General features: G+C 34.5%; 14 protein-coding genes. 3 read left to right on the top strand and 11 right to left on the bottom strand.

Annotated features, from left to right (window positions below; all coding sequences use genetic code 11):
- Positions 1-44: 44 nt before the first annotated feature.
- Complete coding sequence (locus tag OXQ85_RS19850; RefSeq protein ID WP_267406764.1) at positions 45-581, top strand: tetratricopeptide repeat protein; 537 nt, start codon at positions 45-47, stop codon at positions 579-581.
- 39 nt (positions 582-620) lie between these two features.
- Here OXQ85_RS19850 and OXQ85_RS19845 read toward each other — a convergent pair whose 3' ends face one another.
- Positions 621-1,115, bottom strand: a complete 495-nt coding sequence (locus OXQ85_RS19845; RefSeq protein ID WP_267406763.1) for a YdeI/OmpD-associated family protein — start codon at positions 1,113-1,115, stop codon at positions 621-623.
- Between the two features lie 222 nt (positions 1,116-1,337).
- Between OXQ85_RS19845 and fsa the strand changes: the two genes are divergently transcribed.
- Positions 1,338-1,991 carry a fructose-6-phosphate aldolase gene (gene fsa, locus OXQ85_RS19840; protein ID WP_267406761.1) on the top strand — a complete coding sequence of 218 codons (654 nt, stop codon included), beginning with the start codon at positions 1,338-1,340 and terminating at the stop codon, positions 1,989-1,991.
- Between the two features lie 57 nt (positions 1,992-2,048).
- Here fsa and OXQ85_RS19835 read toward each other — a convergent pair whose 3' ends face one another.
- The 10 genes from OXQ85_RS19835 to OXQ85_RS19790 all read right to left on the bottom strand — a co-directional run bounded on the left by OXQ85_RS19835 (position 2,049) and on the right by OXQ85_RS19790 (position 10,962).
- A complete protein-coding gene (locus tag OXQ85_RS19835; protein WP_267406760.1) occupies positions 2,049-2,915 on the bottom strand; it encodes a GLPGLI family protein in 867 nt (288 codons plus the stop codon).
- Between the two features lie 22 nt (positions 2,916-2,937).
- The gene (locus OXQ85_RS19830; protein ID WP_267406758.1) at positions 2,938-3,495 is read right to left on the bottom strand and encodes a sugar O-acetyltransferase; all 558 of its coding nucleotides are present in this window, start codon (positions 3,493-3,495) and stop codon (positions 2,938-2,940) included.
- A 106-nt stretch (positions 3,496-3,601) separates the two neighbouring features.
- Positions 3,602-4,501 carry a GLPGLI family protein gene (locus tag OXQ85_RS19825; RefSeq protein ID WP_267406757.1) on the bottom strand — a complete coding sequence of 300 codons (900 nt, stop codon included), beginning with the start codon at positions 4,499-4,501 and terminating at the stop codon, positions 3,602-3,604.
- Positions 4,502-4,580: 79 nt separating this feature from the next.
- Positions 4,581-6,422, bottom strand: coding sequence for a M56 family metallopeptidase (locus OXQ85_RS19820; protein WP_267406755.1), 1,842 nt, complete (start codon positions 6,420-6,422; stop codon positions 4,581-4,583).
- Between the two features lie 3 nt (positions 6,423-6,425).
- Positions 6,426-6,791: a BlaI/MecI/CopY family transcriptional regulator gene (locus OXQ85_RS19815; RefSeq protein WP_267406752.1), complete on the bottom strand. Its 366-nt coding sequence runs from the start codon at positions 6,789-6,791 to the stop codon at positions 6,426-6,428.
- 420 nt (positions 6,792-7,211) lie between these two features.
- Positions 7,212-8,132 carry a helix-turn-helix transcriptional regulator gene (locus tag OXQ85_RS19810; protein ID WP_267406750.1) on the bottom strand — a complete coding sequence of 307 codons (921 nt, stop codon included), beginning with the start codon at positions 8,130-8,132 and terminating at the stop codon, positions 7,212-7,214.
- 66 nt (positions 8,133-8,198) lie between these two features.
- A complete protein-coding gene (locus OXQ85_RS19805) occupies positions 8,199-9,026 on the bottom strand; it encodes an SDR family NAD(P)-dependent oxidoreductase (protein WP_267406748.1) in 828 nt (275 codons plus the stop codon).
- 259 nt (positions 9,027-9,285) lie between these two features.
- Complete coding sequence (locus OXQ85_RS19800) at positions 9,286-9,879, bottom strand: HD domain-containing protein (protein ID WP_267406746.1); 594 nt, start codon at positions 9,877-9,879, stop codon at positions 9,286-9,288.
- 45 nt (positions 9,880-9,924) lie between these two features.
- Positions 9,925-10,314 (bottom strand): RidA family protein, encoded by a 390-nt coding sequence (locus tag OXQ85_RS19795; protein ID WP_267406745.1) that lies wholly within the window; start codon positions 10,312-10,314, stop codon positions 9,925-9,927.
- Between the two features lie 75 nt (positions 10,315-10,389).
- Positions 10,390-10,962, bottom strand: coding sequence for a Crp/Fnr family transcriptional regulator (locus OXQ85_RS19790; protein WP_267406744.1), 573 nt, complete (start codon positions 10,960-10,962; stop codon positions 10,390-10,392).
- Positions 10,963-11,128: 166 nt separating this feature from the next.
- Here OXQ85_RS19790 and OXQ85_RS19785 point away from each other — a divergent pair, with 166 nt between their 5' ends.
- A complete protein-coding gene (locus tag OXQ85_RS19785; RefSeq protein WP_267406743.1) occupies positions 11,129-12,214 on the top strand; it encodes an NADH:flavin oxidoreductase in 1,086 nt (361 codons plus the stop codon).
- The last annotated feature ends 255 nt before the right edge of the window (positions 12,215-12,469 follow it).

The raw sequence follows: 12,469 nt of genomic DNA, 5'->3' as shown, positions 1-12,469 counted from the left end.
TACTCATCACAACTCGAAAATGTAAGATTATGACAATGATTAAAATGAACACGAAAAACCTTTTCTTAGGTTTGTTATTAGTAGGAAGTGCAGGTTTTGTAAATGCGCAAACCACACAAACAGATAGTGCAAGTAATACGGCAGCAGTAAGCCAGACAGGAAATCCAGCGATTGATGGTCTTAAAAAACAGATTGAAACCAATCCTAAAGATACAGAAGCTTTAGCAAAATTGGCAACGGCATATCAAGAAGCTTCGGATTGGACGAATGCAGTAGATACATGGAAGAAGATTTCGGTTTTATTGCCAGATTGGGCTCCGTCATATTATAGTCAGGCCTACGCTTATCAATCTGCAAAAGATGATGCGAACGCGAAAATAGCGTATGAGAAATATATTGCGACCGTAAAACCTGAAGAAGTTGAGCAAAATAAGAAGAATCTGGCGTATGCCTATTTCTATCTAGCTTTCTCTGAACAGAAAAGCGATCCGAACAAAGCGAAAGAACATATTGCAAAATCAATACAGTATGATCCTAGCAACCAGGATGCTGTAAAGCTTAATCAAGTTTTAAACTCGTAATAAAAAAGATCCGGATAATTTCGGATCTTTTTTTGTTTATCATGGTTTTGAATTAATTGTTTTTCCAAAAAAATCGATTTCACCATGAAGGTATTGGATAATTTTGTCAATATTTCGTTGAATGCTAGCTTCGGTTTTTAGATTATTGATGTAACGAATTAACTCTAATTTTCTTGAAGGAATTAAACTTTCAAAATTGACCATCGCTAAAGGATGATTTTTTATGGCCTGATCTAATTGCGGATGAATTGAAATCGTTCGGTCAGCGTCATCAAATTCTACAAAAACTTCAATGGTTTCACCAATTCTTTTGGGAGAATCTTTTAGCATCATCAGATTAATATATAAACGCCATTCTCCTAAATATTTCATTAAATTTTGTTTGAATTCTTTACCGTTTACACTTCCCTTCACAGGAATCGGACTTTTATTCTTTCCTGAGGCTTCGAAAATTTGATTTAAAATTTCTTCGGGAATGAATACAAAAGGATTGATGCCGATAATTTGGAGTTGGGTGGTGAAGTGATTTTTCATTTGGTTTTATACTTTAGGCTAATTTAATTATTATTTTAACTACCCCGTCTTTTTGCTTTGCAAAAATCCACCCCTTCAGGGAAGGGGAATGTAAAATTTCTGATACTACGCGCAATTAACAACCAACAACCAACAACTAACAACAAGTTAAACCATAACAAAATTAGTTCCCTACTCGAAAAGGAATCGTTATATTTGTATAAAATTAAATCTGTAAATCAAATGAAATTTTTTATTGACACTGCCAATTTAGAGCAAATTAAAGAAGCAAGAGACCTTGGAATTCTTGATGGAGTAACGACAAACCCGTCATTAATGGCAAAAGAAGGTATTCAGGGAGCTGAAGCGATCAAAAATCACTATAAAGCAATTTGTGAAATTGTAGACGGAGATATTTCTGCGGAAGTACTTTCTACAACGTATGAAGAAATGATTAAAGAAGGGGATGAGTTGGCGGCAATCCACCCGAATATCGTGGTTAAAATTCCGATGATTAAAGACGGAATTAAAGCATTAAAATATTTTTCTGATAAAGGAATCAGAACAAACTGTACCTTGATTTTCTCTCCAGGACAGGCTCTTTTAGCAGCTAAAGCAGGAGCTACTTATGTTTCTCCATTCTTGGGAAGATTAGATGATATTTCAACTGATGGATTAAATCTGATCCAGGAAATCAGATTGATTTTCGATAATTATATGTATGAAACTGAAATTTTAGCGGCTTCTATCCGTCATTCAATGCATATTATCGACTGTGCGAAGATTGGAGCAGACGTGATTACTTCACCACTTCCTCCGATCTTGAGTTTGCTAAAGCATCCATTAACAGACAGCGGATTGGCTCAGTTTATTGCAGATTCTCAGAAATTAGCGTAATCATCAGAATCCAGTTTAAAAATAAAAAATCCCGAAATGATGTTTCGGGATTTTCGTTTATTTCAACAGATCAAGTTCTAAAATATTATTCTCTTTTTTCAGCTTTTCTTTCACTCTTTTTTCATCATCCCGAAGCATTTTATTAGTATCTATCACCTTTCCATTATCATCTCTCATTTCTACAATCTTGCCGTTGTTTAGCATCTGACGCAGGCCTTTCATCGGATCTTGAAGATACTCGGTATATACTTTTTTAAATTTATTCTCATCCACATTAATAAGAGGATTGTATCTTTTTTTATCCTTTCCGCTTACCCATTCTTGTGCTTTGTCAAGTTTTTTCACTCCTTTCAGTTCAAAAATATGAGCATGGCTTTGATCTTCTATTTTCACAATTAACCCCGGCAGACCATGAAATTTATATGGACCATCCTGAATAGGTACTTCGGTTGTAAACCACGCCGTCCAACGTCTTCCTAAAAAATCACATACTGCCTTCTGAACGGAAAAATTTCCTATTTTATCCTTATCTGAAAGAATTTTCCACTGAGGTACTCTGGAATCCTGTACGAGATATTCTTCATTACCAATTGAATTAATAAAGCTTACAGCATAATCCGGATAACTTTTTTCAACAGAATATCTCAATTTGCCTTTATATCCTACTCCTTTCAAACTAAAATCATTGTTTCCCGATTTCACCTGTTTTTCGATGAATGCATGCATCAGAGAATCGGCTTCATGGTATGCATTACTGTAAAATTTTGATCCTTTTGGAGCAATGTCGAGGTTCATCAATTCAGTTTCAACATTATCTTTTGCTGTTGAATCTATGGCAAATTTGTATTCATAAACGAACCTTTGATATTGTGCATGAGAGAGGAATCCTACTGACAGGACTACTAGAAATAATAGTTTTTTCATAGTATTAGTTTAATTTTTTATTTTAATTTTCTATATTTTTAATCACTTTACAAGGGCTTCCAACCGCCAATACATTATCCGGAATATCCTTAGTTACTACGCTTCCCGCTCCAATCACCGAATTATTTCCAATTTTAACACCCGAAATAACCACCACATTTCCACCAAACCACACGTTGTCTCCAACTGTAATCGAATGAGCAGTTTCCAAACCTGAATTTCTTTGTTTTACGTCTAAAGGATGATTGGCTGTGTAAAAACTACAATTCGGGCCAATGAAAACATTATCTCCGAAAGTTACCTTTGCACAATCTAAAATCACAAGATTATGATTGGCGTAAAAGTTTTCTCCCACTTCTATATTGTATCCGTAATCACACCAGAAATTAGGTTCGATACAAATATTTTCCTTTGTTTTTCCTAAAATATTTTTGATGAGTTGGGTTCTGTTTTCAGTATCAGAATTTTTCAGGTGATTATATTCCCAGCATAAATCTTTGATGGCAATTCTTTCATTCGTAAGTTCATGATCATTGGCATTATACAATAGTTCCTGTTTACATTTTTCTTTCTCCGTCATTATTTTGGTTTAAAATTTTAATTATCACTTTTAAGCCTTAAATATAACAAAAGAAAACAGGATGACTTATGATAATCATCCTGTTTTATATTAAAAATTATGTATTTTACTTGTACAAATCTGGTTCTATAGAATTATTATTTTTCTTCAAACTTTCTTTCGTTTTTTTCTCCATATCTCTGAAAACTTCATTAGGATCTGTAATTTCTCTTCCGTCAGGATTTTTCACCTTAAAAGAAATATTTGTTCCATTACCGTTTTTCATCATCATTTCCCTCATATTTTTTGTAGGATCATTTACATATGCTTTCCAAACTTTTTTGAATTGATCTTTTGTTACTTCAATATCTTTTCCGCCAACTCCAATTAATCTCACATTTCCAGGCAGTTCAAGCTCTTTTTCCTGTGAAGCAACTGTTTTTTTATTCCCAACCAATATCATACTGTGAGATCCAGTAGCATCTTCCAGCTTCACAATTAAACCTGGTAAACCATAAAATTTATAAGGTCCATCCTGAAAAGGAATGTCTGTGGTAAACCATGCTGTCCAGCTTCTTCCGCCAAAATTTGTCGTTGCCTTTTGAGTATTGTATTCGCCTACTTTTTCTTTTTCGGGAAGAATTTTCCATTCCGGTTTTTTATCTTCTTTTACCTTATAAGCATCTGTTGAAACTCTTGTGAAGTAGTAAGTCGTAAAATCTGGATATTGCTTGGTTACACTATAAGAAACCTGCCCAGATTTCTCTCTCTTTGTGATATTGATGTTTCCGGCGCCGGCTTTTAATTGCTTTTCCAAATCTGCTTTTTGAGTAGAATCGGAAACAAATTTATCATAGCTGTAATACTTTGATCCTGTTTTATCGATATCCAAAAGCATCATTTCTTTTTTTACATCAGTTTTATTGGTAGAATCGGGAATAAATTTATATTCATAGAAAAATCTGTTGGTTTGAGCATTGGCAAGTATGCCAACAAAGAATAAAAAAAGGAAATTAATTTTTTTCATAATTTAAAACTTTTTAATTAAAAAAGCTTTGCTAACGATTGATTTTGATGTCATTAACAAAGCTTTATTGGAACTTTATTTATTTCGTTTCTACTCTTATTTCTCCAGAATATACTCCAGTATAATTCTTTTTATTTACTGTAACACTTTTTATCTTTTGCGGATCCAGATCTTTAAAGTCAGATTCTGTGGCTTCCTTCCCATTGATGAAGTATTTTATTCCTTCCATATTACCACTAGTACTTTTTACACCATTGGCCATTATCGTATTGTTTCTGTGGTCAATAATCATATTGTCTGCATTTACTCTTACATTTTTAGGAAATGTAGTGGTAGAATTGCTATAAATATATAATTTTCTGTTTCCGTCTAACGCTCTTCTCTCGGCTTCCAGTTTCGCTCTTTCTCCTTCCAGTTTTGCTCTTTTCTCTTCTAGCTTTGCTCTTTCTTTTTCAAGCTTAGCTCTTTTTTTTGCCGTTGCTGCCGATTCTTTCTCTCTAGCTTCAGGTTTGAAAATAATATCTGCGCCGGGTGACCATTTTGTATCATTAAAAGAGTACACTTTTACTTTCGGGGCATTCGGTGCTTTAGGAGATTTTGGAGCACCAGGTGGCGATGGAGGTGAAGGTGGAGCATCGGGAAATTCAAAATTGAATTCGGGAATTTCTGGTATCTCAAAATTCATGCTTTTCAATTCAGACATTTTATTCTTCCATTCGCTAGATTTGAAAAAATCATTGATCTTTTTTGCATCTATCGGATCTGTAGAATAAGACATTTTGAATTCTTGAGAATTAGTAACTTTATTAATCTCTCCAGAGAGATCATTAATCTCATCTACTTTCTTCTTAAATTCATCACTTTCAGGTTTTAAAGTTTTTAAATCTTTACTTTTTTCCTGAATTTTTTTGCTTAAATCTGCTAATTTTTCCTGAGTTTCAGCTCTTTTGGCTAATTTCGGAGCAATAACTTCAATTTCTTTGGTTTTTTTAGGCGCAATGGTATCTTTTTTAATCTGAGAAACCGCTTTCTCAATTTCTATATTTGTGGCTTTAATTTCTTGATTTTTAGCATTTACCAAATAAGCAAACGCTACTGAAAATACTACCGGTAATGCAAAAATTCTACGCGCATACCCGAATTTGGTTTGAGGTTTTTGTAACATTTTGAGTCGTTTTTTTAGATTTGAACTTAAAAACGGACTGGTGGCAGGCAACTGGTTTCCGGAAAAGTGGCTTGCTAAAAGCATCTGCGCAAATGCTTTGGTGTCCGATTGTTTTACAGCCTTTTTATCGGCTAGATACTCATGAATTAAACTAATTTCTTTTTTAATGATATGAAAAAATGGGTTGAACCAGAAAACAGAGGTAAGAATTTCAATAAAAATTTTATCAAAAGAATGTTTCTGTTCAATATGAACCATTTCGTGCTTCAAAATTTGTTTTCCGACGTCGGAATTCAGTGTAATTGAAGTTTTCCAGAAAAGGTTTCTGAAATAGGAAAATGGTGCTTCTGTAAGATCGGTCTGATAGAAATTAATTCCATCAAAGCTTTCTTTTTTAAACTGATTTTTAAGCTGTTGAATCCTGAAGATTCCGAATAGTAATTTCCCTAAAAAATAGAGAGAAACCAATCCCAAAGCTGAAAAAATAATTCTAAAATAAATGTGGTCATTGCTTATGTTTTTAGTTGAGTTAAAATTCTGTACCCTATCTATTAATTGGTAAAGATCATTGCTTACCTCAATTGTAAAATCTTCGATCTTTATTAAAGGAAGCAGCAACGAGATCAACATCGCCGACAAAAGATAAAATCTGTTGTAGTGATGAAAGGTCTTGTCTTTTAAAGACAACTGATAATACAAAAACATTACACCGGAGCATAAAATTACTTTGCCGAAGTATAGAAGTACAGTTTCCATGGTTTAGTTTTTTTCTTTGAGTTCGTTTAGCAGCATTTCAAGATCTTCAACGGTCATTTCGTTTTTTTCAACAAGGAAAGAAACGGCACTTTTGTAAGAACCTTTGAAATAATTTTTCACAAGACTTTTCATCGTTTTTCCTGAATATTGCTCCTGAGTAATCAACGGAAAATATTCGTGTTGCCTTCCGTAGACATTGTAATCTACAAACTCTTTGTCTTTCAATACTTTTAAAATGGTAGAAACCGTGTTGGTATGAGGTTTTGGCTCTGGAAAAAGATCAAGAATATCTTTAAGAAATCCTTTCTCCAATTTCCATACATACTGCATCACCTGTTCCTCTGCTTTTGTTAAAGTCTGAATTTTCATATCCCGTTTGTTTAGTCATTAAATGTAGTGATATAAAAATTATACTTCATTTCATATCACTAAGAAATTAGTTATACAAATGTAGAAATAAAATCTATTCAAACAACTATTTTTTTAGTGATAAAAGTATTTGTGATTCAATTATCTGAAAATCAATTGAATAAAAATTATTAAAATATGTTAAATTTTAAAATGATGGAAAAATTTAATGATTTTTAAAGGAGAAAAGGAAAAATTGAAGCATTGAGTTTTGAACACAAAGTTCCCTAAGTTTTTGGAATATTGAGTGTTTTAAGTTTCACAAAGCCGCTTCGCTTATAAGAGCTGATAGAAATATTTTAATGCTATTATTTTTAAAATAAAAAATACACTATTAATGAAATTCGTGTATTCGTGCCCATAAAAACTTAAAATTCCAAATCAATTAAACGATTTTCTGAATTCCAAAGGAGAAAGATTAGTTTTTGCTTTAAATAAATTACTGAATGATTGTGAATGTTCAAAACCTAAAGTATAAGCCACTTCTCCAACCGATAAATTCGTTGTAGAAAGTATTTCTTTCGCTTTACCAATCAATCTTTCGTGGATATGCTGCTGGGTACTTTGCCCCGTTAATGAACGAAGCATATCGCTTAAATAGCTTGGAGAGAGATTGAGGTTGTCTGCAAAATAACTTACTGTAGGAATTCCCTTGTTTAAAGAAGTTTCGTCTTCGAAATAAGCATCTAGCAACGTTTCAAATTTTTGCAGAAGCCCGCTACTGCTTGCCTTTCGTGTAATAAACTGACGCTTGTAAAAACGATTGGCATAATTCAGCAATAAATCAATCTGAGAAATCATCAGATCATGACTGAAATCGTCTATTCTTCCGTTGAGTTCCGATTCTATAAAATTGAAAATGGAGAGAATGGTTTTCATTTCTTCCTCCGAAAGATGCAAGGTTTCTTTAATTGAATAAGAAAAAAAGCCGTATTGCTTTATTTTTTTAGCCAAAGGATAACTTAAAAAAAAATCTGGATGAATGAGCAAAGAAAACTGAGAACATACGGTATCTTCAGAGCCTTTTCCGCCCATAATCTGCCCCGGTGCAGCAAATAGCAATCCACCCTGATCAAAATCGTAATAGTCTTGTCCGTATTCTACTTTTCCGCTTAACTTCGGTTTGTAAGAAATTTTGTAAAAGCCTAAAACATGGCGTTGAGATATCTTTTCAGACGGAATAAACCGATGTGTTTCATTGATTAAACTAATCAATGGATGCTTGGGTTTAGGCAAATCAAAGAAAAGATGTGCTTCTGTAAGTGATTTGAACTTGATGAGTGTTTGGTCGTTTTTTTTCATAATTCTTATATAAAGATAGGAAAACCGATTATAAAAATAACCGGTTTTTGTTTGAACTTATTTTGTTTAGCCTTGAGCGGAGCGGGAAACTTCATCCCAGGACTCCCAAAGGGCAATTCTGTCTGCATAAATTTCTTTGATTAAAGGAAGATTATTACTTCCCAAATTAAAACGTAAAGGTGGATTTTCATCATCAATTACCTTGAAAAGAGCTTGCGGCGTTGCTTTTGGATCTCCCTGCTCGAAAGTAGAAAGGCTTTTAATAAATTCAGCTTTAAAATCATCGTAAGCCTCAATATTTCCCGAAAACTTCAATGATTCCTGACTTCCGAATTCTGTAGCATAAGCTCCCGGTTCGATAATGGTTACTTTAATCCCGAATTGTTTTACTTCTTCGGCAAGACTTTCGTGAATAGCTTCAAATGCCCATTTCGAAGAACTGTAATATCCGATAACGGGCAATGTGAAATGCCCAATATTGCTGGAAGTCCCTAAAATGTGTCCCGAACCTTGCGCTCTTAAAATCGGCAACGCAGCCTGAATTACACTTACCGGACCAATAATATTCGTTTCATACAAATCACGAATTTCATCTGCACTGGCTTCTTCAATGGTTCCAACCAATGAATATCCTGCATTATTTAAAACGATATCTAATTTTCCAAAATGATGATGCGCTTTGTTTACGGCATCTTTTACCTGCTCCGGTTTTGTAACGTCTAGTGCCAACGTCAATACCTGATCGCCATATTTTTCATTAAGATGAGAAATGCTTTCCAGCTTTCTTGCGGTAGCTACGACTTTATCGCCACGTTCGAGAGCAGCTTCCGTCCAAACTTTTCCAAAACCTCGGGAAGCTCCCGTAATAAACCATATTCTATTTTGCTGTGTCATAATATTTTATTTTTACAAAGCAAAATTAGCAAGCTTCAAAAAGATTTTTGTAGGCGAATCACAGAGGTTTGTAGGCTAAATGAGGAAATTGAAGTAAGGTTGGAAGTTGGAAGATGGAAGCGAGAAGATTACTAAGTCCTTAATTTTGATTTGATGATAAAAATTCAAAAAAAAAGAAAGATTTTGATCTTTATGAACTTACATGACCTCCATCTTCCATCTTCCATCTTCCAGCATCCAACATCCAACCTAACAAGCCTTACTCTTTTCGAAGAATACCTTTTTCTACGCTTTCGTTCAGTAAATTTTCGGCATAATTCCAAATCGATGAAGAACCCTTGGCAATGGCTTTTTTCTTGTTGTAAACCGTGTGATATTCCACATCAAATTCTTTCCATGTTCCGCCGTTATTGCTAGTGTTTTGAAGCAAAGGTTCGAATCTGTCCATCGTACGGGCGAATTTAGCTTCATTGGTAATGCCTTCTTCAAATTCTTCCCAAACCGCTAAGAATTCTTTAGCCTGAACTTCAGGTAATAATCCGAAAATTCTTTTGGCAGCCAGAAGTTCTTCTTCGGTATTGGTGTGATTTTTTGTGGTATCATATATAAAAGTATCGCCTGCATCAATTTCTACCAAATCATGAATCAAAACCATTTTTACCACTTTCAAAACATCGATTGGTTGATCCGAATGTTCAGCCAAAACTAAAGTCATCATCGCCAGATGCCAACTGTGTTCGGCATCATTTTCATTTCTATCGCTGTTGAACAGTTTTGTTCTTCGTTGGATGTATTTTAATTTGTCGATCTCTTTAATGAAATCAATCTGTTTTAATAAATTTTCGGTCTTCATTTTACTTTAAATTCGATTGAGTCCCAAAGATAATACAAACAAAATTTACTTCACCACCGTAGCTTCAAACTCTACTTTTAGCGTTTCAAATAAAGTTTTTACTTCCATCACGGTAGTTGCCTGCTGAACTTCATGCTTTGTAATCCAATTTTGTAGAACATCGAAATTTTTAAAGAGTTCTTCGTGTTCTGTGGTGTATACATTCAGCCGAACGATATTTTTAACTTCAAAATCTGCCTGAATGATTACTTTTTTCAAATTTTCCAGTGCTTCGGTGATTTGAATTTTCATATTGGCATTGCTTGAAATTCCATCGTCATTAATCGCAGTTTGTCCCGAAATATAAAGCGTACTCTGAGCATTTTTTACTTCTACGGCTTGTGCATAATTTCTCGCATCTTGCCATTTCCAAGGGTTGATGATTCTTTTTTCCATGTTGAATATTTTTAATTAAATAGAACAACAAAGTTCAGAATCACCCTTTCCTTTTCTGTGTGATCTGCATCACAATTATTTTGATTCTTTAAAAAATCGGCTTAATGTTTCGCGTGATAAGCCAAAATAAGCTGCCAACGTGATCTTAGGAATTCGCTGAGCAAAAGAGGGATAGTATTTTATAAATTGCTCGTATCGTTCTTTTGCGCTCAAAGTCATTAAAGACAAAATTCTCCGTTGGTTTGAAATGTGCCCGTTGACCGCTTTTGAAAGGAAAAACTCGGTCATTTTAGGAACTTCCTTTAATAATTGATGGTAATTCTTAAAAGAAAGTGTTAAAACTTCGGTATCCTCAAGACATTGCAAAATTTGGTTAGCTTTTGTTTGATTGTAAAATGCCATAAAATCGGTTTCCCACCAATCTTCCATCGCAAAAGAAATAATATGTTCCCTTCCTTCCTGATCGCTGCAAGAAAGCTTAATTAATCCTGAAACAATAAAATAAATACATTCCACCTTATCATTTTCCTGAATGATAAAATCTTTTTTGCTAAAATGCTCTTCCTCGAAAAAAGCACTCACTTTTTCCCATTCATGATCGGAAAGATGTATTGTTTTTCGAATATGATTTAGGAGAATAAGGCTCATTTATATTGTTGAAAATTCTTTACTACAAAAATAACAAAACCGCAATTGTTTATTTAAAAATCATCCATCATATATTAGAAATCCTCCATTTTATGAGATTTTATATCAACCCAACTTTGCAACAGCTTAAAATTCATATCCGTAAAATCTTAAAAATTAAAATATAATGTCTGTTTCTGATCTATTTAAACCTCTCACTCTGCTGCATGGTCCGGCGATGAAAAACCGTTTTATGATGGCTCCTTTAACAAGTCAACAAAGTGAGCATGATGGCTCCGCTTCAAAATACGACCAATATTGGATCGAGCAACTCTCTAAAAGCGGTTACGGCTTAATTCAAACCGGTGCTGCAACAGTGGAAGACGGGGGAATTGCCTTTGAAAGACAATTGGGTATTCACAGCGATAAACATTTGCCTGGATTGACAAAAATGGCGGCCGCCATCCGTGAAGGAGGTGCATTATCTGCCGTACAGCTTCATCACGCGGGACATCGTGCTGTACCTTCATTGGGAGGAATCGTTTCTCCAGCTTCAGATAAAACAGTTCCCCATGTAAAAGCTTTGACAACCGAAGAAGTGGAACGAATTCGTGATAGTTTTATTGAAGCTGCCAAAAGAGCCCAGTTAGCCGGATATAACGGAGTTTCTGTTCATGGTGCCTTTGGCTGGATCTTATCAGAATTTTTATCGCCAAATCTTAATGATCGCACCGATAAATATGGTGGCAGTATTGAAAACCGTGCCCGATTCACCCTTGAAGTGATTGAAGGAATTAGAAAAGCTTGTGGTCCTGATTTTCAGATTGGCTGGCGACTGTCGATTGAACGGTATGGACTTCGGCTGGAAGAATTACGCGAAATTACTGCAGAAATTTTTGATAAAGAATTGATTGATTATCTTGATCTGGCTTTGTGGGATTCTGCTCAGCTTGTACGCGAAGGTACTTTTCAGGGAAAAACAATGCTCAGCGTTTTTACCGAACTTCCACGTAAAGGCGTGCGTTTAGGCGCTGCAGGAAAAATCATGAGTGCTCACCGAGCTGCAGAATTATTAGATGAAGGTTGTGATTTTGTACTGATCGCAAGAGCGGGAATTCTTCAACGCGATTTTCCACTTCAGGTAAAGGCAAACCCGTTGTATGAAAGTCGGGATCTTCCTGTAACGGCAGATTATCTTCGTGAAGGTGGATTGAGTGAACTTTTTATAGAAACCATGCGCGGTTGGCAAACTTTCGTAAAATTTGGATCTTAATTCGCACCAATTTGTTGCTGAACTTTCCTTTAAATTATTTAACCCTTTCAGGGTTATATCATCATGGAATACATATTCATCGGGTTTCATCCGACGCTATTCATATAAACCACTTCGTGGTTTTGAAGGTAAATTTAAAACATAAATGGTATCACCTATTTTTTTTAATATTAAACCAAAGCGGACTTTTATAAAGTTCGCTTCTTTTTTTATTGGTAAACAAATATTTAAATTACCAACTAAAACCCTAGCCCT

This window comes from Chryseobacterium sp. GM_Chr_2, from assembly GCF_026540445.1.
Lineage (GTDB): Bacteria > Bacteroidota > Bacteroidia > Flavobacteriales > Weeksellaceae > Chryseobacterium.
Note: the sequence above shows the minus strand (reverse complement) of the source record. Positions and strands in the feature narration are given on the sequence as shown.

What these genes read in the sequence shown, in the direction of transcription:
- OXQ85_RS19820 (WP_267406755.1), bottom strand. Translation starts at nt 6,422, where the DNA reads ATGGAAACTGTACTTCTATACTTCGGCAAAGTAATTTTATGCTCCGGT.
- OXQ85_RS19795 (WP_267406745.1), bottom strand. Translation starts at nt 10,314, where the DNA reads ATGGAAAAAAGAATCATCAACCCTTGGAAATGGCAAGATGCGAGAAAT.
- OXQ85_RS19815 (WP_267406752.1), bottom strand. Translation starts at nt 6,791, where the DNA reads ATGAAAATTCAGACTTTAACAAAAGCAGAGGAACAGGTGATGCAGTAT.
- OXQ85_RS19800 (WP_267406746.1), bottom strand. Translation starts at nt 9,879, where the DNA reads ATGAAGACCGAAAATTTATTAAAACAGATTGATTTCATTAAAGAGATC.
- OXQ85_RS19850 (WP_267406764.1), top strand. Translation starts at nt 45, where the DNA reads ATGAACACGAAAAACCTTTTCTTAGGTTTGTTATTAGTAGGAAGTGCA.
- OXQ85_RS19845 (WP_267406763.1), bottom strand. Translation starts at nt 1,115, where the DNA reads ATGAAAAATCACTTCACCACCCAACTCCAAATTATCGGCATCAATCCT.
- OXQ85_RS19825 (WP_267406757.1), bottom strand. Translation starts at nt 4,501, where the DNA reads ATGAAAAAAATTAATTTCCTTTTTTTATTCTTTGTTGGCATACTTGCC.
- fsa (WP_267406761.1), top strand. Translation starts at nt 1,338, where the DNA reads ATGAAATTTTTTATTGACACTGCCAATTTAGAGCAAATTAAAGAAGCA.
- OXQ85_RS19830 (WP_267406758.1), bottom strand. Translation starts at nt 3,495, where the DNA reads ATGACGGAGAAAGAAAAATGTAAACAGGAACTATTGTATAATGCCAAT.
- OXQ85_RS19835 (WP_267406760.1), bottom strand. Translation starts at nt 2,915, where the DNA reads ATGAAAAAACTATTATTTCTAGTAGTCCTGTCAGTAGGATTCCTCTCT.
- OXQ85_RS19785 (WP_267406743.1), top strand. Translation starts at nt 11,129, where the DNA reads ATGTCTGTTTCTGATCTATTTAAACCTCTCACTCTGCTGCATGGTCCG.
- OXQ85_RS19805 (WP_267406748.1), bottom strand. Translation starts at nt 9,026, where the DNA reads ATGACACAGCAAAATAGAATATGGTTTATTACGGGAGCTTCCCGAGGT.
- OXQ85_RS19810 (WP_267406750.1), bottom strand. Translation starts at nt 8,132, where the DNA reads ATGAAAAAAAACGACCAAACACTCATCAAGTTCAAATCACTTACAGAA.
- OXQ85_RS19790 (WP_267406744.1), bottom strand. Translation starts at nt 10,962, where the DNA reads ATGAGCCTTATTCTCCTAAATCATATTCGAAAAACAATACATCTTTCC.